Consider the following 21,982-nt stretch of genomic DNA (forward strand, 5'->3'; position numbering starts at 1 on the left):
AGTCCAACACGCCGAAATCAGCTGGTTACGAATCGGCTGCACTCGGGCCAGGAGGTGAAGCAATGATCGGTAAAAGGGTTGTGCCGCAACGGCTAACGCAGCGGCGTCGCAGCATCGCGGCATTGGTAACAGGTGCGGTAGTTGTTGTCTTGGCCGGTATGCCGCAGGCATCGGCACAGGGAATCCAGAATCCGCTGGGCGGGGTGAGCCCGGACTTCGGATTGTTCGGCGGCACCCTGGATGCGACGTGGAAACGGATCGTGGCATTCGTGTGGGCCTTGGTCATCATCGGCGCCTCGGTGCGGGTGATCGTGGGCGCGTTCAAGGTCAAGCGGGCCAAGAGCCGCGGGTATGCCAACGATCTGTCCGAAGGATCCGAAGAGCTCCAGGACGCACTGATCTCGCTAGGCCTCGTCGCGGCTGCTTCACCGCTCGTGGCAACCATCCTGTTCGTCGTCGGCGGATAGGCCCATCGATCGCCCGCCAGCTTTGCGTGTGGAGCGCGTGGCGGCGCGAACAGGAGGTGAAACAAATGGGATGGAACACAAGCAGATTCACCGACATATCCCCGGAATCGGCATCCAGTACACAGCCTCGGTCCGGGACAGCTGAGACGAGCGGGGCGACCAGCCAGCGGTCGGCGACGGTGATGCGCAAGCTGCTGCTCGGCGGAGGGGCAGCATTGTCTATCGCGCTGGCAGGGTTGGTGATTGTCGGTTCCTGCGATGGAGATACCGCCACCCAGCACGGATCCGACGCGGCGGTGCGGCTCGCGCACGGTCCCACCGGCGTGCACGACGGCGTCCCGATCGGCTACACCCGAGATCGTGAAGGGGCGGCGACGGCCGCAGTGAACACGGTGCAGGCCTTGACCCAGGCCGGGCAAGGCCGGATCGCGCTGGACGCGGTGCAAGGCGCGCTGCTCGCTCGCGATCCGGGCCCACGCCTGCGGACCTCGATGCGGATCGGGCTGGACCGAACGCCCAGTGCCGATGTGGTCAATCTCGTCCCGGCCGCAGTCAGTGTGACCGCGTTGACCCCGTCCTCGGCACGAGTAATGGTGTGGACGGTCGCTGTGTCGCGCTCGGCGATCGCCGAGGGTGCGCCGGTCTCGGTGGTCACCGCGTGGGCGACCCACACCGTGGAGCTGGTGTGGGAACGCGGGGACTGGAAAGCCAAGGAAGCCACCGGTCACGTTGGTCCATCCCCGGAAGAGGTCGTCGCACCGGGTGCGGATTCACCGCTGACTCAGCCCCTGCAGTCGGGCTACTACACCGTCTACATCAACTAGGCGAGGTGAGTGATGAACCGACGCCACCTGATCGCCGCGCTCGCCGCGGTGCTGGCCACTCTGGCGGTGGGTACCGTAATCGGTGCGGCCACCGCAGCCGCTCAACCACCAGACCAGGGCTCGGAAACCAAGTCATTGCCCACCGGATTCCCCGCCGACCTCCGTCAATTCGTAGGCGGAACCGACGAGTTCCACACCGCGCCATGGTTTTCCGGCGAGTGCAAGGATCGTGGCGGTGATATCGGCGGCTACGTCAACGCCGTGATGGGCGTCGAGGGCCGGCTGATGTACTGGTCGGCCACCGTGGAGCAGAAGAAGGCGATGCTGGGCGGCGCGGGCGCGGGTTCGGATGCGGCACGCTGGATCCAGGAAGAGACCGAACCACCGAAAGACCTTCTCCCCAGAGTATTTCCGGCCGGAGACGCCACCTTCGGGATGCCCTCACCGGTGTGTGCGGAGGACGTTAAGAGATGGGCGAGCCCGGCGTGGAACGCCTGGGGGCTCGACTGGGTGAAAACCCCGGACCGGCAATCGATGCACGAGATCACCAAAGTCACCGGCGAAGACTTCTCCGCCGTGCCGGGGCAGGCGTGGACCGAGCCCTGCAAGGTTGGCCAGTCCTATTGTGCTCATGCCTTTTTCGCCGACTGCACCCGCGCCGACACCGTTACCGGGGATCTGGTGCGATGCCTGGAGTGGAACCGCGCGGTCGGAAGATTGTTCGTGGGGACCGCGAAGTGGCTGGACCGAAATACCTCCTTCGGCGATCGTTTGGGCGAGGCGATGTTCGGCGCGACCGGACATTCAGCTGGGGGAGCGTTTACCCGAGCGTTCTCCTGGTTGTGGGATGCGACAGGGAAAGTTGTGAGGTTTGTCGAGGACCCGCAGTCGGTGATCGATGACTGGGCCAACTCTTCGAAAACCAGTGCCTCGGAGTTGAGCGCGAAGGTGCTCGACGGGTTGGCCGCGACCGGGCGCTTCGACCCCGCCGCCGCGTGGTTTCTGCGCTGGTACGCCCTGAGCACGGGGATCGGGGTGATGGTGATGGGGTTGATGACGCTGATGGCGTTGTGGCGTGCGGCCTCTCGTGGAGAAACCGTCAAAACCATCGCCGGGGACTTGTTCGGCTATATGCCGGCCGGGGTGGTGTTGATGTTGTTCGCGCCGATGCTGGCCGCGATGCTGGTCGAGGCGGCGAACCTGGCCTCGGAAGCGATCGCCCGCACGGCCGGCCCGGACATGGGTGACATGATCGACCACCTCAAACGTTTCACCGGCGAACTCACCGCCACCGACCTCGCCGGCGGTGTCCTGGTCGGGCTGTTTCTGTTCCTGCTGCTGATCGTGTGCGCGCTGTCGGTGTTCGCGGGGTTGTTGATGCACCAGGTGGCGTTGCCGTGCCTGGCGGTGGCCGCGGGCATCGGGTTCGGGATGTGGGTGCACCCGCAATGGCGCAAGAAGGCCCTGCGCCCAGTGCTGGTATTCGTCGCGATCGTGGCCTCGAAGCCGTTGCTGTTTCTGCTGTTGGCAACATTGACCGGAGTCATCGACGCCGGCCTCACCGACACCGCCGGACAACTACCGCTTGGCACCTTGGGCCAGTTGTGTTTGGTCGTGGTGGCTTTCGGGGTGGCGGGTCTGGCGCCGTGGTCGTTGCTGCGGTACGCGCCGCTGCTGCCGTCACGCTCAGACGCCGCCGGGTTCGGCCAATCGCCCTCGCTGATGGCCGGCGCGGTCAGTGGCGCGGGCACTGCGATGTGGTGGAGCAGCCGCGGCGCGGGAGCGAAGGGCCGCGGTGGGCGTGAGCTGGCCTCCAGCGAGAGCGGAGCTGGTGGGGGAGGCAGTGGTGACCCAGGGTGGCGGACGGCAGGCAGTAGCGACGGGCGCTCAGCGACCGAATCGCGTTTCGGGCAGACGCTGGCCCGAAACACCAGCGACCCAATGGGTTCCGGTTCGAGCGGTGGCAAGCGCGGACTTGGGGAGGCCGGCCGGACTGCGAGCGGTACAGCGCGGCGGCTCGGTTCGGCGGCGATGTCGGCGGGAATGGTCGCCGCGCCCATCGCGGCACAGGCAGCAAGCGGCGCGCTGAGCAAGGCACGCTCGACCGCCGAAGCAGCTCCTGGCGACGCCGAGTCGGAGTCGTCATGAGCACCGGCGCGCGGACCTGCATCCTGGGTGGGGAGATCGCCCGCCGATCGTGGCTGGGTTTATCGCGTCCGGTGCTGATCAGCTGGGCGGTGACTCTCGCCGCGGCGGCGGCGATCTATGTGCTCGGTGGCGGACAAGCTTGGGCGATTGCCACCGCGATCCTCGAGCTGGTGTCGGTGTTTACGGCCACGATGGAATGGCGCGAGAAACCGTCCTGGGCATCCCGCCGTGCCCACAGCGCACGTACTCGGTTGCGGCGCCGGCGCGGTGAACATATCTACCGCCACCGCAGCGACCCCCACTACGGTGACCCGGAACTGGATCCGGGATGGGAATTCCCACCGCCCCTGGGTAACACCGGACCGTTGCCGGTCACGGGAACCGGTTTGGACGACATGTTCATCCTGCGTACGGCCAATCCCGGTGAAAGAACCACGTATTCAGTAATCGTCGCGGTCGAAGGCGTCGCCGACGGCTTACGCGGAGACTCGGCGTACGCGGCCTCGTCGGCCGCGTACGGGACGTTCCTGGCGCAACTGGCGCGCAGTGGCTCCCATATCCGGGGCATCCAGCTCCTGCACCGCAGCGTGCCCCACGACATGACCCCACACACCCGCTGGGCACACGCCAGGGTCGCACAGCTGACTGATGCGCGGCTGGGGCCCGCGGTCGAATCCTACGGTGCACTGATCGACCTGACAGCCCCGCTGGCCGAGGAGCACAGATCCTTTGTGGTGCTGCGTCTTCCACAGACCGAAGCGTTCATGGCCGAGACCGCGCGGCTGGCCCGAACCAAACACGCCACCACCGCCGCAGCGATCGCACAAGTAGTTCGCGATGAAACCGAGCGTGCCACAAGGCTTCTCGCGGGCGCAGGCATGGGACGCATCGACGTCCTCGGTGAACGCCGCGCGTGCGCGGTCATCCGTGCCTTCCTCGACCCGAGCTTCAAGATCGATCGCCACCGTGACGCCACCTGGACCAGCTGCTGGCCCACCTATATCGGCGGGGCCGACAGCGTCGCCGTGGGAGCCGAGGGCTGCTGGCGAACCCGGGTCGGCTACATCCGGCCACGAGCGATCGAACCGGTCGAGCTCGGACCGTTGTGGCTGGCGCCGCTGCTGACCGGGGTGGAAGCAGATCCCGGCGATGAGGAAACGGCGCCGATGCCCACGATCCGCACCGTGAGCGTCCGCCTTGATTTCGTCCCCGCTCACCGGGCACGCGCGGCAGCACGTGGGGACTTCACCTCCGATCAGGCGCGCAAAGATAAAGAGGCCAGACGGGGCAAGCTCGACGACGGTTCGACCGAGGTCCTGACCAACGCGTCCAGTCGCCGCCGCCGCGACCTGGTACCCGGCTCCGGACACCACGGTGCGGTCTACGCCGCGGCGATCGCGGTCACCGGACGCGACCCCGACGACTTGGACCGCGCCTGCCTGCGCGTCGAAGAAGCCGCCAACGACTCCGCCATCGCCGGAATCGATTGGACCAGAGACGATCACGACGTCGCGATGTTCACAACCTTGCCCCTGGGACGCGGCCTGGCCGCCACCCCCTACACACGATAAGGGAGGCGAGCAACCATGCAACGACACCGCAACTCCCGCTCCAAGGAGCAGACCCAAACCCGTTCGTACTGGCCCGGAATCGGGCCCTGGAAGCGATCAGCGCACCGGCCTGCGGTCCAGGCCGGACAGGACGAAAGCAGTGGTCCAGGTGAACAGGAGCGCGAGACTCTGCCGCCGATCCCGCGGCATCCGGCTCCGACGCGGCGCCGCGGGCTGGATCGATACGGCTGGTACGAGCCCCGGTTGGAAGGCGCGTGGACCACGACCCGGCAAGCCGAGGCATGGAACCTGGCGACCAGCCGACGCCGCTCGCGCCAGGACGGAGTACTCGCCGGACTCAACACCATCTCCCAAGAACTGGAAATCGTCGACGCCTTCGCCGCCTACGGCAGTGAGACCAGCGGAATCAACGTCGTCGTCATCGGCGACATCGGGCGCGGGAAAAGTTCCTGGATCAAAACCGTCTGCGTCCTAAGACAATTGGTGGCCAACCGCCAAGTCGTCATCCTGGACAAGAAACCGCAGGCGGGGGTGGGGGAGTACACCCCGCTGGCACGAATGTTGGGCGCGGACAGTATCCGGTTCCGGGTCGGTGGCAACGGTGCGTGCCTGAACCTGCTCGACCCCGCCATCAGCGCCCGCGGCGACCATCGCGGCGGCATCGACGGAGTCGTCCCCGCCGGGCAGGAAGCACTCGTGGTCGCGGTGCTCACCGACGCCATGGCCCGCGAGCTGGACGAGAAAGAAAAAGCCGCCGTCGGCGCCGCACTGTCGATGATCACCACCCAAGCCCAACAGACAGGCAAAGCCCCGATCATCCGCGACCTTGCCCTGCGCCTGCTGGACCCGAATCCGGCAGACGGTGCCGGCTTCGGGCCACGGTGGTGCGAACGCGCCCTGGAATGGGGCCTCGAACCAGGGCTGGCGCTGCTCCGTTTGGCCGAACGAGACCTGCGCGGGCTGGTCGATTCGCCGACTAGCCCGGCGGTGCGGACTGCGCTGGACAGCCATCCGCTGGTGCACTTCGACCTCAGCGCGCTGCCCACCGAAGGACCGGCGCTGCGGGTGGTGATGACCACCGCCAACACCTGGCTGGCCAACAAATTGGCGGCGCGATCCTCGCAGTATCAGCAGACGATCCTGGTGGTGGAGGAAGGCTGGCACGTCGCGGCCGGATCGACCGGGAAAGTGTTCCGGGGCAACGTCAAACTCTCTCGCGGACTTGGCCTTTCCACGATCGCCGCGTTTCATCACCCCGCCGATCAACCCGTGGACTCTCCGGCGCGATCGTTGATGAGCGAGGCGAGCATCGTGGTGTTGTTCGGCCAGGCCCGCGCTGACGACGCGGCCGAGACGGTGCGCCTGTATCGGCTGCCGGCCGGCACCGAAGACACCCTGATGCAGCTCGGACGCGGGCAATGCCTGGTCAAAGTCGGCACCCGAGATCCGTTCCTGCTCACCCACATTCGCTCACCGCAAGAAATGTTGCTCACCGATACCGACGCCGCCATCACCGGACAACACCCACCAGCACCCGAAACTGAGCCGGTCGGAGAACGGTCGTGACCGGGCGGCGATTGCCGAATCCGGTGCGCGGTGAGCCAGTGTTTCCCGCGGGGGTCGCCTTGTTGCTGTATGCGATAAGCACTGTCGTAGCCGGGGTGTTCGGCGGCGGCGCTGTCTCGGCGGTCCTGGCAGGCCACGGCGTCGGATTCGTCGCGCCCGCGCAGATGGTGCCGACACTGATCAAGCTAGCGGGACATCCCAGTAGCCCGGCCGCAGCGTGGCCGGATGCCCCGCGCCCCGGCCCGGCCTGGCTGACCTGGCTATGCATCGGCGTAGTCGCCACCGTGTGGTGTTCGCTCGCGATCGTGGTCAGCGACGTGATCGACAGCAGATGGCGCCATCGCCACCAACCGGGGTTGGCGACCACCACCGATTTACGACGTATCGGCCTCGACCATCGCTCCGCTGTCCGCCACGCCCGCTACGAGTTCCCCAGCCTGGTACGAAATTCCCGACGGTGGTGGCGGTGGGGTCGGTGAGGGGGCGGCGGTGGCGATGCGTGCGGTGCGCCGAGCAGTCGATGGCCGCCATCGATCTCGGCACCCTCATCGGCCGGCCACGCGAGCACGTCTTCCTTCAACACCGCGACGGAGTGATCGTGCACGGCCCCACCGGCGCAGGGAAGACCTGGCGGGTGGCTTACCAACGCGTCTGCGATGCACCAGGATTCGCCCTCGTCACCACCACCAAAGCCGACCTCGTCGCCGCGACCATCGCCCAGCGCGCACAACGAGGCCGGGTGGCCGTGTTCGATCCCGAAGGGTTGACCGGCTGGCCCGCCGGGCTGCGCTGGTCGTTTCTGGCCGGCTGCGCCGATCCGGACACCGCTATCCGGCGCGCGGATGCCGCAGCCCGGGCGATGCCGCTCGAGGGCACCCGCAACGGCGCCTACTTCGAACAAAAGGCGGCCACGATGCTGCGCTGCTGCCTGCACGCGGCAGCGATCGGAAACTACTCGATCCGCGACGTCCGGGTGTGGGTATCGGCACGCACCAACCGCACCCCGGTCGACATCCTGAGCCGGACACTGCCGGACTGGGCCAGCGAACTCGACCAAATCCTCGGCTCGAGCAGCGAATCCACCGACGACGTCCTGGCCGCGGCCTCACGGCTACTCGAACCGCTGGCGTCACCGAAACTGCTGGCCGCCATCGACGTCGACCCGTCAGAGTCCTTCGACATCGAACGGTTCGTGCTCTCCGGTACGAGCACCCTGTATCTGGTGTCAAAGGGCAGCACACGATCGATGGCACCCTTCGTGGCCGCCCTGGCAGCCGAAGTCCATCACGTAGCCGACCGGGCCTCGCAATTGCGGCCAGGCAAACGCCTGGATCCACCGGCCCGGCTCGTGCTCGACGAAACCAACAACGTCGCACCAATCCCCGACCTGCCCCAGATCATGACCGACTCCGGCGGCAAAGGCATCTGCGTTTGGGCCTTCGCCCATAACCAGGACCAGAACGAATTACGGTGGGGCACAGAGGGCGGACGAGTCCTGGCTCAGTCGGCTCCGGCGATGCTGATCCTGCCCGGGCTGCGCGGCACCGACGAACTCGCCTCGATATCGCGGCTGATCGGGGAACGCCGCGGCTGGGAAGCCAGCCTGCACCAAGGCGGCCGCACCTACCAGCTCCACGACGACACCGTCCTGCGTGCCGACGAAATCCGTGAACTCCCCAGCGACCACGCACTACTGCTCTACCGCAACGCCCCCGCATGCCTGCTGCGGCTACCGAGTGTGTGGGAGACACCGAGCTGGCGTCGCGAAGCATTGGCCTCGACAGCACTATTCGACGAAATCGTCACCAGCGGGACAGTTCCCGACCATCTGCGCCCGCCCGACCACGACGACTCGGGAGGCTGCCGATGAACACTGCAAACACATCGCCGAGCACGAAACAACCTGGGCCCCAGTACTACCCATGCCGCTACAGCTGGCGACACCTCGCCCGTGACGAGGCGGCGGCGCTGTGGCACGAACTGATCGACTGGGTCGACTGGCTGCGCGCGACCTACCAGCTCGGCTCCCGAATCCCCGGATGCTGGTTCCAACACGACGGTGTCCGAGAAGAACTCACTGCCTTGATGGCCGCACACACCGCGGCCTACTGGTGCGACACCGAAACCGCCGACCTGCCGCGTGAAGACATGACCGCTTGGCATACCCAATGGCTGTGGCCCACCGTCGAACGGCTCACCAAGATCTCGGACTTTTCCGGATGCCAACCCCGCCGCTGCCGCTACACCCCGCAACCACAACCAACCCTGCCCAGCATCGCCGAATACATCACCGCCGACCTCGACGACCGCGACAACACCAGGCATGCCAGCGAACCACCTTCAGCTGCCATCACACACGGTGATCGTCAACAACATTGAACCGGCCGCCGGCCGCCGTCTCTACCGAAAGGAAGCCCGCCAGACAGCATCTCGCGACAACTCAGGAGGCACTCATGAACCACGAGGAGGCCCGACCCCCGGGACACAACTTCAACGAAGCCACGATGCGCACCGCATACGACCACCTCTACCAACTACGCCAACACGCCATCACCACCGAGGACGCCACCGAATACACAGCACTGAACACCGAAGCATCCCAACTGGAACAGACCTGGCTGACCGGCCCCGCGGCATGGGCCCTGCAGTGGCGATACCTCGACAACGCCGTCGAGAACTGGGCCAACGACCCCGACTCAGCGAGCGATGTACTCCACCAATACCTCTTCAGCCGCGAGCCAGCGCACACCGAAACAGCGATCGAACGCGACAGCCTGCTCCAAGCCGAACGGCTGACCCAGCACCCCGACGCCGCGACTCCGGCCCACACCAGCGCACTGACCTACATCGCCACCTACAACCGAACCGGCGCCGACGCTGAACTTGCCACCCACACCAGCTGGTGGAAAGCCCGCGAATGGGTACGCGACCACGCGATCGAAGACACCGACACACTGGTCGACCTCGCGATCTCCGCACACGACCTGGTCAGCGGGAAACGCTGCGTGCTGACCACGGCCACCGCGGCCCCCGCAGCCGACGTGCTCACCGAGCTGGACCGTCTGACCGCTGTTCTCGGTGGTGCACGTGAACCCGACGGCAAAGAGTTCGTCGACGACCTGCACTATGAAATCCTGTGCGACGACTACCAGGCAGCGATGACCGCCGCCAATCATCCTGATGCCGAGGTGCGGCGGTTCGAGCACAAACTCTGTGCCGACGACCTTCGAGACCAAACCCTCGACTTCGCCCGCAGCATCGGCAGACAAGACGCCGTGGAAACACTGGCCAGCATCGACCACACCGCCCGCACCGACACCGCAGGCAACGCCACACCGCACGTCAGCTGGCTCGACCAAATCACCGACCATGCCGAACGCGCCCGCGAGCAAATCAGCTGACACGGCATCGACGCCCACTACACCCCCACCACCACCGAAGACCCCACCCACATCATCCACGCCGGACGCAGCCCCGGTGAATCCCTCGATTCCTGGTACGGCGAGGAACTACGGTTGACCCGACCGGGCGAACACGCAGGGGAAATGCACCGCATCGGCCGGTACGCCACCTGCGAAGAATTACTCACCGCACTGGAAAGCTACTCCGCCAGAGTGCATCCCGACCACAGCCGCCATCCAGCCCCTGGCGTCCCCAGCGAGGTCGTGACACGGCTGCGTGAGTTCGACCAGAAACTCCGCGAACTCGACAACAACCTGACGACCAGCACCACGATCCGCGCCGCGATCCGGTCCGGACAACCAGTGCAGCTCAAACCATCCGGACCACACGCGAACACCACCGCATCAAACGCACGAGATCGGGCACCGACACCCACTGTGTCGGACCGGGGCGATGGATTCCGTGACGGGCCCACGGCCAGTCAGCCGGAAACCGGCACAACCACGGACCCGTCACTACCGCCACACCGCGCCCGCGACGCGGCGGGCAGTTGTCGCGAGCGAATCACGCGTCGGCCCAACCGATCCCGTCCCCACCGACGCCACCTCTGACCCGGTCGCCCTCAGCGTGGAGGAGGTCCGCCATGGCGCAACCACACAACGACGAAACCACCGCATCGGCGGGTGCGAGCGACGCGATCCAAGCCATCCGAACCCTGGTAGACGCACGCGACATCCGCGCCGCCAAACAACAACTCCGGCGAAGCCAAGCCCACTTCGACGACCCAACCTGGGCCATGGTCGGTGAAATCGCCAACACCCTGCGCTACAAGACCCACGACGTCGCCCTCACCAAACTCCGGAAACTCTGGCGAGACAACGAACAACACCGCGCCCTGATCGAAGCATGCGCACCGAAAACCGATGACGGCCAGTACATTCCCGACAATCAGCCCGCTGCGGGTAGACAAACCGAAGGCCCGCGCCGCCCGTCGGGTCGCGTCGTGCGCCGAGTCGACCCGACGCGACGCGCCGGCCCGCGCGAACGTACCGGAAGCGCGGGCGCCGCCCGCGTTGACGCCTACGAAGACCAGTTCGACGCTGAGGAACGGAGAGAGCAGGGAACGCCACGCCCCGAACTGATCGTTGATCGCCGCGACTACGACCGCGACGCCGCTGCCGAAGTCACCGAACCACTGTGCGTGTCATGCCGACTCGAACGCGCCTGCCTCGACCGCTGGACCGGCCAAATCACCACAGGCCACGGCGATGACGGCCTCTGCGGACCATGCCGCGAAGAAGGCCGACCAGGCATCCCCGAACTTCCACTCGGGCACAGCCGTTCTCAAGCTATCCGGGCTCGCCTCGACACCATCGCCACAAACTTCGACAGCCACAATCCTGAGCTGTTCCGGCACGAGTGGCGCTACGGAGACCACCTCACCAAGTCCGTCACCGAGGCCTGGGTCAAGCAGCACAATCCGAATGTGGTTGTAAGACCAACCGCGGCAGCTAAATTGGCCGACTTCAACGGTGAATGCACCGAATGCGGTGACTGGAGGCAACTCCGCGACGACCTGTGTGTCGACTGCCACGAAGGCTTGAACGGAGACGTGGTCATCGCCGGGACGCTTGATCCCCTCACGATCAAAGGATCGTTCAACCGTGACATCAATGACGATGCCGCGGTAGAGCAGCAGGCGCTGGCGCTGGGCGATACCAGCAAAGCAGACAGGGCTGGATACTTAGAAGAATTCCAGCGACGCCTCGAAGCTGGTGGACCTCAAGACAACTCTGCGGCAAGGAAGCCGTCGGACCACGCAAACCGGACGCGCACGAACTCCGAAGCGCCGACACCGAACGCGGCGCGGAGCAACGGAAGAGCAGTGGAGACGTCGTCCAAAGAAGCGGCAGTACGACGACGTCAGCAACTTCGCAACCAGGCGACCGCCGCGACGACCAGCCGAGCTCGGCGGATATGAGTGGAGCGGTCACATTCGAAGTTGGTCGCCTATACGTCGCCCCTGCGTCCCCTCGGTCGCACGTAACGCTCGCGTTGGCGAGTAACTTGCCGATGGACTTCGTGGTTGTTCATGCCGCTGACTCCTTGGCGATCTTATGGATGAGTGAGCGACTGTGAGCCTCGTCCAGTGCCGTACGTTGCAGTTCCGCGTACACCTGCTGGTACCGCTGTACCTCGTCGACCTTGTCGAGATACAGCGTGTCGGTATAGCTCTCCAGGCACACGACGGGCGGTTCGGTAAGCCGTGTCGTCACGTGCCTCGGAAACTCGAGCAGCTCGAACGGGCCGACGTCGAGTCCTCCGTAGGCCTCGGCGCTCAGCGGTATGACCTGTACGGAGACGTTCGGCAGATCTCCAGCTGCCGCCAGGTAGTTCAGCTGGTCCGCCATGGCAGAACGCCCGCCGACGGCCCTTCGCAAGGCGGCCTCGTCGATAACAGCGTGCAGCATCAGAGGTCTCGCGGGGTCTTGGAGGCGCGCTTTTCGGCAGTTGAGCATCTCGACGCGCCGTTCGACCTCAGCGCTGGGCATCGTCGGTGTCCTCAGCCAGATCAGCGCTCGGCGGTATTCGTCGGTTTGCAGTAGTCCCGGCAGAAGTAACGTCCGATACGAGACAATCCGCTTTGCAGCGTTTTCCAGGCCTACGAACAGTTCGAAGTGCTTGGGAATCACATTATCGAACTCGTGCCACCATCCTGCCTGGTGAGCTTCCTCCGCCAATTCGAGTAGCACGCTTGTCGTGACGTCGTTTGCCCCGTACAGGGCGCATAGTCGCTGGATAAACGGTGGGTTCAGTCGGGTAGGTTGCCCGGTTTCTATCCGCCACAGTGTCTGTTTGCTGACGCCGAGCGATTGGCGGGCGAGTTCCGCGCTGACGCCTGATTTCCCCCGTAGTTCGCGCAGCAGACGTGCCAGCATGCGGCGGGCGAGGGTGGGTCCGGTGAAGGTCATTGCAGTTCCTTTCGTGGGGCGCGATTAGTCGGGCGGGGTTGCGGGCGGTAGAGGTCATCGAGCGAAGCTTCGCGTCGTGGTAGGCAATCGCTCGACTATTTCGATCAAGGTCATGGCCGGCTCCGGCAGCAGTAGTGGGCGGCCACAGCGGGTGCGCACCGTTCCTGTATCGGGACGTTCGAGACGGCAGCAACTGTTCCCCCTGTGTCGACATAGTGAGGAATTGCAATCATCGACCGGCTTGGTCGCATGGGTGCTGGCTGTTCCTGATCGGCCATCTGTCCACCTTTCAGTCGGGAAGCTCGGTGCGAGACGTTCGGTCGACCGGGCCCGGCCGCGCACTGGCTTTACGCCGCCGATCCGCGGCGAGAGTTCGGTTGATCGCGCGCTTTTTGTGACACCTGGCGACGCTGCAATCGCGATGCGCAGGCTTCTCGGCCAAGGCGTCTGGACAGTCAGCGGCCGCGTCGGCTTCTCGTGTGAGAGGCGTCGTTGGATGTCGGAGACCGTGACCTTTTCTGTTCTCCTGTCCCATACGTTGAGAACAGCCCAAAAGAGCGTTCCTGCCAGAGCGATTCCGGCAAGGAAGACTGCTACTCCAACGAGCAGTGCATACGCCATCGCTACTCCTGGCCGTCTGCGCCACTGGGGTGCCATGGCCCAGGGTTGTTGGCAATTAGGTCGTTCCAGCGGCATGCCAGCTCGGCTACTCGACTCCAGGCTGCGTGGACCGCGTCGTCGGCGACGTCTTCAGCGGCCATCAGGCAGTACTCGGCAGCTACGTATGCCGCTGCGATCTCATCAACGGCGGCTCCAACCGACTGGGTCGGTGAGAGCCTCCGGCTTGGAGCGATCACATAGCGTTCGGTCCATTGATCTACGAGGGTCACGACTTGTGCTCGGCGGCAATCAATTTCGACGGCACGCCGCGAGCTGAGGCGTCGTCCACGATGCAGATTCGCAAATGCCTTCGCCCAGCAGGCGATCAGGTGATCGCCCGGAGACCAACCAACCTCACCGCGGAACGCGGCCAGAAGCTGATGCCAATCAGGCAGCGACTCGCGGCCGCAGCGGGTCTCGGCGAGCGGCGCGTCGTGTCGGAGTTCTTCGGCCTCCATGGCGGGATCGCCTCCGTAAATGTTCCGGATACGACGCGGCGCTGGAGTGGGCAACGATGACATTCACCCATCACCGCCCGAAATCCAATTGATGGCCGCATTCGAGCTACTTCTTCGCCGGGATGTGAGCCCATGGTCCTTTTTTCGATTGAAGGGATGGGAGGCGGCGGCAACCCGGAGCCCACCGGGTTGCCGCCGCGGAGGGGCGTACAGGCGCGCCTCGCTACCGGGGCGGTCGCCACCCCGGAGTCTTGGCCGCGTCGACTAGCCCTCGCTACGGGCGTCTTCGATGGGCTCGTCCTCTGTGGTGGGTGGCTCTGTGATGCCCTTGACGGGACCGGTGGAGAACAGCAGCCAGTACGTCCGATCGACGGCGGCGCGGCGTGCCTGGTGCGGATCAGGAGCCAACGCGCTCGCGATCACTGCGTCGCACAGGTCCAGCAGGAGCATGTGCGTGACGTCGCGAGGCTTCTCCGGCGGCGCGGTATCCGGCGGCGCGGTATAGGCCGCACCCGCAGGGAGTTTGGCTGCGAACCGGCACATCCACCCGGCCATGACTGTCCCCATGACAGCAAGCGCGGTCGCGACCGCAGCAACCGGAACACTTCCCTTGCTGTGGCCGGTAGCCATCATGATCAGCGTGCCGACGGCAACGAGACTGAGCGCCGTCGCAAGAACGAAAAGCGCTCGCCAGAACCAGATGTACCAGCGAAACACTTTGTGGGAACTACCTACTGCTGTCATGGTCCTCTTTCGATTGATGGGGGATACGCGGACGGCACCCGGCAACCCTGGGCCGAAGCGCCATGTGCCACCGCTGGCAAGCGCGCGGGAACGCGTCTCGCCTACCGGGGCGGTAGCTCCCCGGAGCACGTCCGGCGCTCGTTGCGGTTGGCGCGCTCTATGAGGCGCACAGCCCTACGCAGCTCCTCGGCGAAGTGGGCGTCGTCTTGGCTGTATGCGACCAGTGGGGCGAGTGACCGCGGTGAACTCGGCTGCGAGGGCAGCCTCAGCCCGCCGGAGCGGCAGGCACTGATCAGGGCACGCGTGATGAACGGCAAGGGCGTAGATAGCGGCGTCACCGCTTAGCAGTCCAGGATCGGCGAGGCAGTCGAGCAGGCGCTCATGCGACATCCGGATCGGTACCCGTCCACCGGAGGAATTCGCGCGCCGCGACCTTCCGCCGACAGGGCGGCTCACAGCCCGCATGGATCTGGAGGATCCCCCTCGCCTGCTCGGCGTGGAAGATGTCGTGTACGTCCTCACATCCCTCGCCGACGAGGGCCTTCCGCACCGACTTCATGAGCGGTCCTCGTCGATGTCGGCACGCGGGCCATTGAAAGTCCAGGCTGCGGCGTAGCAAAGCGCCGCCATAGCTCCCAGCGCGGCGGCGATAACAAGAGCGGGCAAATATGCGGACATCGGGCGGTACCCCTAGGCGCGTGTGTAGGTGTGTTCTGGAGGGCGCCCGGCCTTGAGGAGAGCCGTGGTCCCCGGATCGGATAGGGGAGTTCGGGTCTCGCTTCTTCGATCAGGCTCGTCAACCGTCGACCCGAGACCGGCCGCTACTCAACGATCCCACCGTCCAATGTCCTAAAGAAGGTCATTCATGGGGACATATGACGGCCATTTTGTGGCCGCATGGGACATTTACGGCCTCCGCCGCACTAGAATCGGGGCATGACTTCCCCGGAGAACGCGCTACGCGCCGCGCGCCAATCCCTCGGCTATCGATCGCAGGAAGCCCTGGCGAAAGCTCTGAACGCCGCAGCCAAGGAGATCGGTCTGCGTGTCTCGATCAACGCGCGGACCGTCCGGCGATGGGAATCCATCGAGCCGCCATGGCCTCAGGCGGAGCACGTGACCGCATTGGAGACCCTCTTCAACCGCCCGATCACGGAACTGGGATTCACGTCCTCGCGTCGCGCAGGCGGTGAACAAGCTGCACGGCCGCATGGCAGCGGATACAGCGAAACATGGGCGTCTCGCCACGGCGGGACCGGTGGCGGAGTACTCCCGCCTGCGGTGGCAAACGACTTCGCCGCCGGAACGGCCGCATTCCGGCGGTTGTATTGGTCAGTTCCGGCCGCGCGGCTACAGCGCCTCGTATCCGAGCACGCGGGTCTCGGATGGGATCTGCTGCCACAGATTTCCGGCTCGGCGAAAGTAGTGATGGCGCGCGCGGTTGCTGAGTCCAGCATGCTCGCGGGCAGGCTTGAGTTCTTCGATCTGCAGCGACCCGAGGACGCGAAGCCCAGCCTTACCCTGGCACTCCAGGCGGCGGGAGAAGCCGGCGACGATCTCCTGGGAGCTGCAACGCTTGCGCACATGGCGTTCGCTCCGGCGTTCGCCGTCGATCCGAAGCAAGCAGCGGAGGACCCGAAGCGAGCCGCAGCCGATGCCGTGCGGGCAGAGGACGCGCGGGACAAGCTCCGCGCCGCGCGAGTGTTCGCGCGCCGCGCGGACCCCAGTCCTGAGATGTTGGCATGGCTCGATGCGGTCGAGGCCGAAGTCGAGACCCGCCTCGGCGATACGCGGCGAGCACTACAGCTTCTCTATCACGCCGAGGCGGTATACAGCGAGTACGACCCTGAGGAGAACCCTAGCCCGCCCTGGCTGGACTGGTTCTCGACGACCCGGCTCGCAGGATTCAAGGGAAATACGTTGCTCGCCGCGGGTATGGGGGCGGAAGCGCGCGTCACTCTGGAGCAGGCGCTCGCTGGGCTGCCTGCCGACGCGATCAAGCAGCGCGCCGTCTTCCTGGCCGATCTTGCAGCCGCTGCCGTGCTGGAACGAAACCCGGAGCAGGCGTGCGCCCACCTCGAAGCGGCGCTGAAGGTGCTCGGCGAACACTGGTACGCCACGGCGATGGACCGTGTGAGAGACGTACGAAAGTCTCTTCGGGATTGGGATTCGCTGCCGCAGGTGAGAAAGCTCGATGACCAGTTGTACGACTGGAACACCACAATCCGTAGCTTGTCGGCCTAATCGTTCTCTGCGGCAACGATTCCCGGTAGCTCGTTGAGGTCGCGGATCTTCCAATCGGACAGCTCCGCGACCTCCGGCTTGTCGCGATGTATCCATCCCCACGGGCCGCGCTGGATGTAGGCCGTCCGCATCCCGGCCGCTTTCGCGGGCGCGACATCGTTGTCGATCCGGTCGCCGACGTAAACGATCTGGTCGCCGCTGCACGGCGCTGCGTCGACGACCTTCGAGAAGAACTCCGACGAGGGCTTCTCCACGCCCCAATCGTCCGACGTGGCGATGAAGTCGGTCGGAAGGCTGAGGCTGCGCAGGATCTGTCCGGAGCGGACGGTTTGGTTGCCGACGATTCCGACCCATACGCCCATCTCGCGGAGCTTGGAGAGCGCCGAGCGGACGTCGGGATACAGGTCTTCCTCGGAATAGGTCTCCGGCTGGCCGGCGTCCGCTCGCGCCTTACGCTCCTCGGCCAAATCGAATCCGGGCCGGAAGACCTGGAAGGTCTCGCGGTAGTCCTGGCCGCTGGCGATGACCGCACCGAACACCGAGACGAATGTGTGGCGGGGTACCCCGAGCCAGTCCGCCCACGTCCCGTACTCGCGCGTCTCATCAACGAGTGTTTCGCCGACGTCGAATACAACTGCCCCGATCATGGCCTCACGGTACCGCGATCTTGCTCGGCGTCGCGCGGCGGTTTCAATCAGTACCGCTCCGGTGTCATCGGTAATCGCCTGACCGTCTTCGCTGGGGGCCCGAAGGGGTTTAGCTACCTACTGGGGTTCGTCTAGGCCGACAACAACCATCCGGGCGGCAGGGGCGGCGCGGGTCTGTATTCGAGTGACTCTCCCGTTCGAGGGCTGGTGCCGTGTTGGGTGAACTGCACCAGCGGCGGTGTTCGGGTGATTCGGAATAGTGGCAGAGTATGGGATCTCGTGGGTACCTTTGTGCGCCTTGGCATTCGGTGCTGGCGGGTCAGGGTTTGGCATCGTGCGGGGTCGGTTGTGTGGGGTTGTTTGGGGGTGGCGGTGGTGTTCGGTGGCGGATTTGCGCGTCGGTTCAGTGGCCGAGGTGGGGCAGGGTGGATGCGCTCAGGAATCCAGCCACGGCGATCGGGCAGATCCACGGTCCGCATCTACCGGCAACGTCTGGGCCGAACGCACTGCGACCGACCTGTTGCAGGTACCCGTGCCGACGGCTGGCCCAATACCCAACAGTACCGATCGGGCGTGTCAGTCGTTCGACTGATTGTGGAAGGGCGGCGCATGCCTGAAAATGCTTGAAACAGCGGTGTATTCGATCGAGAGAATGTCGGGGAGTTCGATCGGCCACTAGCCGTCACTTGCCGTCGAAACTTTGAACATATGCTGCTCTGCGCCGAATTGTACTCGTACACAATCGATCTGGACCTGCACGATCGTGTGGGTTGCTCTGACCCGGTCGCGATGCGCGCGCAACCGCCACGGGCGCTGAAGGTTACAGTCTCGACAACAGGTGGACGAACAGTATCGCGCGAACCGAAGTTACTGTTAATGTTGTCCGGTATGCAAGGCGAGGAACGCAAGCAGGTCGCCGTACTCTTCATTCATGGAACGGGTACGCGACCAACGGGTCATAGTGAAAACTTCGGTCGTGTCCGAAAGGCGTTCACTCGGCATTGTTTACCCGGCAGGCCGACATCGTTCTATTGGGGCGAGCACCTCGGTGCTGCGTTGGCATTCGCCGGGAAGTCGATTCCTCGTTTCGATGAAACCGATGAACTCGACAAGATCGACGATTACAACAACCCAGCTGACGAAAGCTACTGGGAGACACTGGCCGGGGATCCTTTCAACCAATTGCGCGCCCGCCGGAAGGAGCGGGAACTTCGGGGCACGCTTGGAGACAACAGACGCCCCGGCGACCTAAACATTGAGCGGATCAAAAAGTACGAGCCGACACCAGAGTTGCTCGGCACCGATATCGGCTCATACCTGCCCGCTGCTATCGATTATGTCAGGGAGTCGAGCACTTTCGAGCGAGCGGCCGGCCGAACGCAGTACGGGGACCTTGCGCAGTTGTTCGCGCTCACGGTCGTTGGGTACTGCTTGAACGAACTTGCTGTTCCCGAAAAGACCTGGCCGAGCATCCCCGAACGGCAACAGTTGGTTCGGGCGATCGTGTACGGACTCGATGCGACCACGCTCGGCGGAGCATGGCCGTGGATCCTGGCTCCATATGTTTCGTTCAAGATGCGCAAACGGGGTAAAGTCACCCGCTCGGCCACCCCATTTATCGGTGACATCATGCGATTCATCCGCGATCCGAAGCCATTTCGCGACTCCCTGCGCGCCTGCCTCGACGAGCTGCCCGAAGCTGACGTCGTCCTGCTTGGCCACTCGCTGGGCGGCGTCATCGCGATCGACCACATCGTCAATGACCTGCACGCCAAGGTCCGCGGCGTAGTCACCATGGGGTCGCAATCGGGTCTGCTCCATGAGTTCGGGGTGATCGCTGTGGGCGATGCGCGTGTCTTCGACACCATCCCCTGGTTGAATATTTATCACGGCCGCGACTACTTGTCATACCTTGCCGCGCCGGTGTTTTCGGACGGCATGATCGAAGACTATCGCATCGATGACTGGCAACCGTTTCCTAATTCGCACAGCTCCTACCTGAGGGTGGATCAGGACTCCATGTGGAAAAAGGTAGGCGAGCTGGTTCATAAGGCCGTACCGTGAGCACCGCCGACGATATTGTGGTAATCGCGGTCGGTATCGATTTCCCCGAGGACAGCACGCTGTGGGCGACGGCTGGCCTTGCGCGCCGTGCCCTGGACTTTGCCGAGACCGCACGTAGCCGCGGTGTACCCAGACAGTCGATCTATCTGATGACCGCCGGTGATGACAGCGTCATCGCCGACGCCGAGCGGAGGGACTCGGCCGTCGAGAAAGTTTTCGATGCGGATGCGAAAAGCTTCTCGGAACTGGTTGAAATCGCCCGCCGCCACGCGGATTGCGATTCCGTAGTCGTTTATTGGACAGGGCATGGGGCGATCGGACGGGACGGCGATCGCTGTTTGCTGTTCGCCGATGCGTCGAGCGAGGGTCGGTGCGTCAGCGATAAAGAACTGATCGCACACCTCATGGCGGCAACAAGCGACAAACGCGAATCTCCGTTCACCCGGATCATGTTGGTTGCGGACGTTTGTGCGAATCGTAGACCGTCTCTCACGAAATCGCCATTGCTAAGTGACGGTAGATACGATGACGAATTCGAGCGAGTAGCGTTCTACGCCACGGTGCACGGCGAGTATGCCTCTGCGAATAGCGGATTCAGTCCAGCGATAATGAATTGGCTTGCCGTCCGGCCGGTATCGGACTGGTGGGATATTCGCCTGCATGAAGTCAGGAACCTGTACCACGGACTCAAGGCCGACAATAAAGGTCAGCAGCCCTTCGCGTGCTATGTGAAGACCCGCGATGGGGAAGACGATCTGCAGCCCGAGCCCGATACGCCACGGCATAAGGGTTCCGACCTACCGTCCGATCCGTATCTGGCATACCATATAGATCCGAAAAGGACGTATCCATCCTGGACGCCATGGGAAACCAACGCGATCCCACTCAACGAACAGGCGCTCGTTCGGCTCGATGTCGTATTCACGGCTCGCCGCTCCGTATTCCGAGCCATGGTGATCGAAAAAGACGGCGTGCGGTCCCTTGCCGACGATCTGCCGGGGATCAGGCCCGCCCTGACCGAATCGTCGAAGGGGCAATCGCCTATCGCGCTTCGTGAATGGCGAAATCTGGACACGTTTTCCAGGCGCGAACTCCAGACCTTAACCGGGGACCGGCTCGACGCATTATTCGAGCCGATTGGCTCCGATAAGTCGATCCTGCGCGGTGTCCTGCTGTCGGTGCACGACCCCGACCGGAAAGTCGACTGGGCCGAGCAATGGCGGGTGTTGCACACCAACGTATTCCGGGACTACGCGGTCGTCGTCGTACTCGCCGCCGACAGCACACTCGACGGCGTCCATACCGCACTCGCCGCTGCCGAGAAGGCCATGATCCGCGGGATCGCTGTCGAGGTCTACAGCCGATCCGTACCCACGGGCCCGGAGGGCGTCGACCACCATGGTTATCAACCCGATGGCGGTCCGATTGCCGCTGTCCGGAGAGAAGTCGCGTCCCGGCGGCAGGTCCTTGCGACGCGCGGCCGTGCCAAACTCCGAAGGCCGGTCGCGCCGCATATCGTGCCGATAGAGGTTGTCCGCGAGATAGCCGACGCGTTGAACGCCGACGCACTCGACTACGCGCAAGAGGTTGTGCTGCTTCGAAGTATCCGAGAGAACCTGCACGAACGGTGGACTTCGATGGTCATGGAATACGCGAAGATCCGCAGCACGCCGGGGTGGGTGGCCGGACTCGAAGTAGCGGCAGAGATCCGATCCGATCTGGTGTGTTTCCTCCGCGAGCTCGGTACCCGCCGCGACCGTGTGCTGGAGCACCCGAACACGGTGACCGGTTGGCTCACTACCCAGCTGATCGATCAGCTCGGCATGGAACTGCGGCATCTCACTCTGACGCCTGATTCGAGACCGTCGTACCGGCGAGGGTGGCAGGTGTGGCAACGTCGCATGACCGCTGCCGTGCGCGACGCCATCGAGCAGGGGCCAGCAGCGGACTGGGGCAATTTGACCGCACAGCAGTTAGTGATGCTGTCCCGGCACGGATATCCAGCGCCCGAAGCGGCCCAGGACGCGCATGAAACCGTTCGCTGGGTGAGCGTGGCGCAATCACCCGCGACGGCTGGGCTTGCGCGTTTGCTGGAGCTGGGCGCGGGTGCCTTCGCCGCCGCCGTGTTCGACGCCGACTATCCAGACCGGGCGGATCCGGAGTGGGTCAACCGGTTGGCCGGGCTGAGAAACGCTGTACGTCCGAAATCGTAAGG

Annotated in this window: 19 protein-coding genes; 14 read left to right on the top strand and 5 right to left on the bottom strand. The window is 64.6% G+C overall.

Annotated elements, in window-relative coordinates:
- Positions 1–62 precede the first annotated feature (62 nt).
- From DMB37_RS37175 to DMB37_RS37215, 10 genes are all read left to right on the top strand, one after another.
- Positions 63–467 (top strand): hypothetical protein, encoded by a 405-nt coding sequence (locus tag DMB37_RS37175; protein WP_135236706.1) that lies wholly within the window; start codon positions 63–65, stop codon positions 465–467.
- A 179-nt stretch (positions 468–646) separates the two neighbouring features.
- Positions 647–1,291 carry a hypothetical protein gene (locus tag DMB37_RS37180; RefSeq protein WP_135236707.1) on the top strand — a complete coding sequence of 215 codons (645 nt, stop codon included), beginning with the start codon at positions 647–649 and terminating at the stop codon, positions 1,289–1,291.
- Positions 1,292–1,303: 12 nt separating this feature from the next.
- Positions 1,304–3,439: a hypothetical protein gene (locus tag DMB37_RS37185; RefSeq protein WP_135236708.1), complete on the top strand. Its 2,136-nt coding sequence runs from the start codon at positions 1,304–1,306 to the stop codon at positions 3,437–3,439.
- Entirely contained in the window at positions 3,436–5,010 is a 1,575-nt protein-coding gene (locus tag DMB37_RS37190) for a hypothetical protein (protein WP_135236709.1), read from the top strand. Before DMB37_RS37185 ends, DMB37_RS37190 begins: the two co-directional genes overlap by 4 nt.
- A 15-nt stretch (positions 5,011–5,025) precedes the next feature.
- Positions 5,026–6,576: an ATP/GTP-binding protein gene (locus DMB37_RS37195; protein ID WP_135236710.1), complete on the top strand. Its 1,551-nt coding sequence runs from the start codon at positions 5,026–5,028 to the stop codon at positions 6,574–6,576.
- Entirely contained in the window at positions 6,573–7,055 is a 483-nt protein-coding gene (locus tag DMB37_RS40855; RefSeq protein WP_167769057.1) for a hypothetical protein, read from the top strand. The genes DMB37_RS37195 and DMB37_RS40855 overlap by 4 nt, the downstream gene beginning before the upstream one ends.
- Positions 7,056–7,096: 41 nt before the next feature.
- Positions 7,097–8,446 (top strand): type IV secretory system conjugative DNA transfer family protein, encoded by a 1,350-nt coding sequence (locus tag DMB37_RS37200; RefSeq protein ID WP_167769058.1) that lies wholly within the window; start codon positions 7,097–7,099, stop codon positions 8,444–8,446.
- Complete coding sequence (locus tag DMB37_RS37205; protein WP_135236712.1) at positions 8,443–8,955, top strand: hypothetical protein; 513 nt, start codon at positions 8,443–8,445, stop codon at positions 8,953–8,955. The genes DMB37_RS37200 and DMB37_RS37205 overlap by 4 nt, the downstream gene beginning before the upstream one ends.
- Positions 8,956–9,029: 74 nt before the next feature.
- Positions 9,030–9,977 (top strand): hypothetical protein, encoded by a 948-nt coding sequence (locus tag DMB37_RS37210; RefSeq protein WP_135236713.1) that lies wholly within the window; start codon positions 9,030–9,032, stop codon positions 9,975–9,977.
- 644 nt (positions 9,978–10,621) lie between these two features.
- On the top strand, positions 10,622–11,959 hold the full coding sequence (locus DMB37_RS37215; protein ID WP_135236714.1) for a hypothetical protein: 1,338 nt from the start codon (positions 10,622–10,624) through the stop codon (positions 11,957–11,959).
- Positions 11,960–12,068: 109 nt separating this feature from the next.
- Here DMB37_RS37215 and DMB37_RS37220 read toward each other — a convergent pair whose 3' ends face one another.
- From DMB37_RS37220 to DMB37_RS37230, 3 genes are all read right to left on the bottom strand, one after another.
- Positions 12,069–12,950: a helix-turn-helix transcriptional regulator gene (locus DMB37_RS37220; protein WP_135236715.1), complete on the bottom strand. Its 882-nt coding sequence runs from the start codon at positions 12,948–12,950 to the stop codon at positions 12,069–12,071.
- Between the two features lie 623 nt (positions 12,951–13,573).
- The gene (locus tag DMB37_RS37225) at positions 13,574–14,068 is read right to left on the bottom strand and encodes a DUF4254 domain-containing protein (RefSeq protein ID WP_135236716.1); all 495 of its coding nucleotides are present in this window, start codon (positions 14,066–14,068) and stop codon (positions 13,574–13,576) included.
- A gap of 264 nt (positions 14,069–14,332) precedes the next feature.
- Entirely contained in the window at positions 14,333–14,812 is a 480-nt protein-coding gene (locus DMB37_RS37230; RefSeq protein WP_135236717.1) for a hypothetical protein, read from the bottom strand.
- Between the two features lie 159 nt (positions 14,813–14,971).
- Here DMB37_RS37230 and DMB37_RS37235 point away from each other — a divergent pair, with 159 nt between their 5' ends.
- The gene (locus DMB37_RS37235; RefSeq protein ID WP_135236718.1) at positions 14,972–15,157 is read left to right on the top strand and encodes a hypothetical protein; all 186 of its coding nucleotides are present in this window, start codon (positions 14,972–14,974) and stop codon (positions 15,155–15,157) included.
- Between the two features lie 34 nt (positions 15,158–15,191).
- Here DMB37_RS37235 and DMB37_RS37240 read toward each other — a convergent pair whose 3' ends face one another.
- The gene (locus tag DMB37_RS37240; protein WP_135236719.1) at positions 15,192–15,371 is read right to left on the bottom strand and encodes a hypothetical protein; all 180 of its coding nucleotides are present in this window, start codon (positions 15,369–15,371) and stop codon (positions 15,192–15,194) included.
- Between the two features lie 377 nt (positions 15,372–15,748).
- Between DMB37_RS37240 and DMB37_RS37245 the strand changes: the two genes are divergently transcribed.
- Entirely contained in the window at positions 15,749–17,056 is a 1,308-nt protein-coding gene (locus tag DMB37_RS37245) for a transcriptional regulator (RefSeq protein ID WP_135236720.1), read from the top strand.
- Here the strand turns inward: DMB37_RS37245 and DMB37_RS37250 are convergent.
- The gene (locus tag DMB37_RS37250; protein ID WP_135236721.1) at positions 17,053–17,703 is read right to left on the bottom strand and encodes an HAD family hydrolase; all 651 of its coding nucleotides are present in this window, start codon (positions 17,701–17,703) and stop codon (positions 17,053–17,055) included. The two genes, DMB37_RS37245 and DMB37_RS37250, sit on opposite strands and share 4 nt — an antisense overlap.
- 708 nt (positions 17,704–18,411) lie before the next feature.
- On the opposite strand from DMB37_RS37250, the gene DMB37_RS37255 reads away from it, so the two are divergent.
- Positions 18,412–19,767 (top strand): alpha/beta fold hydrolase, encoded by a 1,356-nt coding sequence (locus DMB37_RS37255; protein ID WP_135236722.1) that lies wholly within the window; start codon positions 18,412–18,414, stop codon positions 19,765–19,767.
- Positions 19,764–21,980 (top strand): hypothetical protein, encoded by a 2,217-nt coding sequence (locus DMB37_RS37260; protein WP_135236723.1) that lies wholly within the window; start codon positions 19,764–19,766, stop codon positions 21,978–21,980. Before DMB37_RS37255 ends, DMB37_RS37260 begins: the two co-directional genes overlap by 4 nt.
- Positions 21,981–21,982 lie beyond the last annotated feature (2 nt).

It is taken from the genome of Nocardia sp. CS682, assembly GCF_004634405.1.
Lineage (GTDB): Bacteria > Actinomycetota > Actinomycetes > Mycobacteriales > Mycobacteriaceae > Nocardia > Nocardia ninae.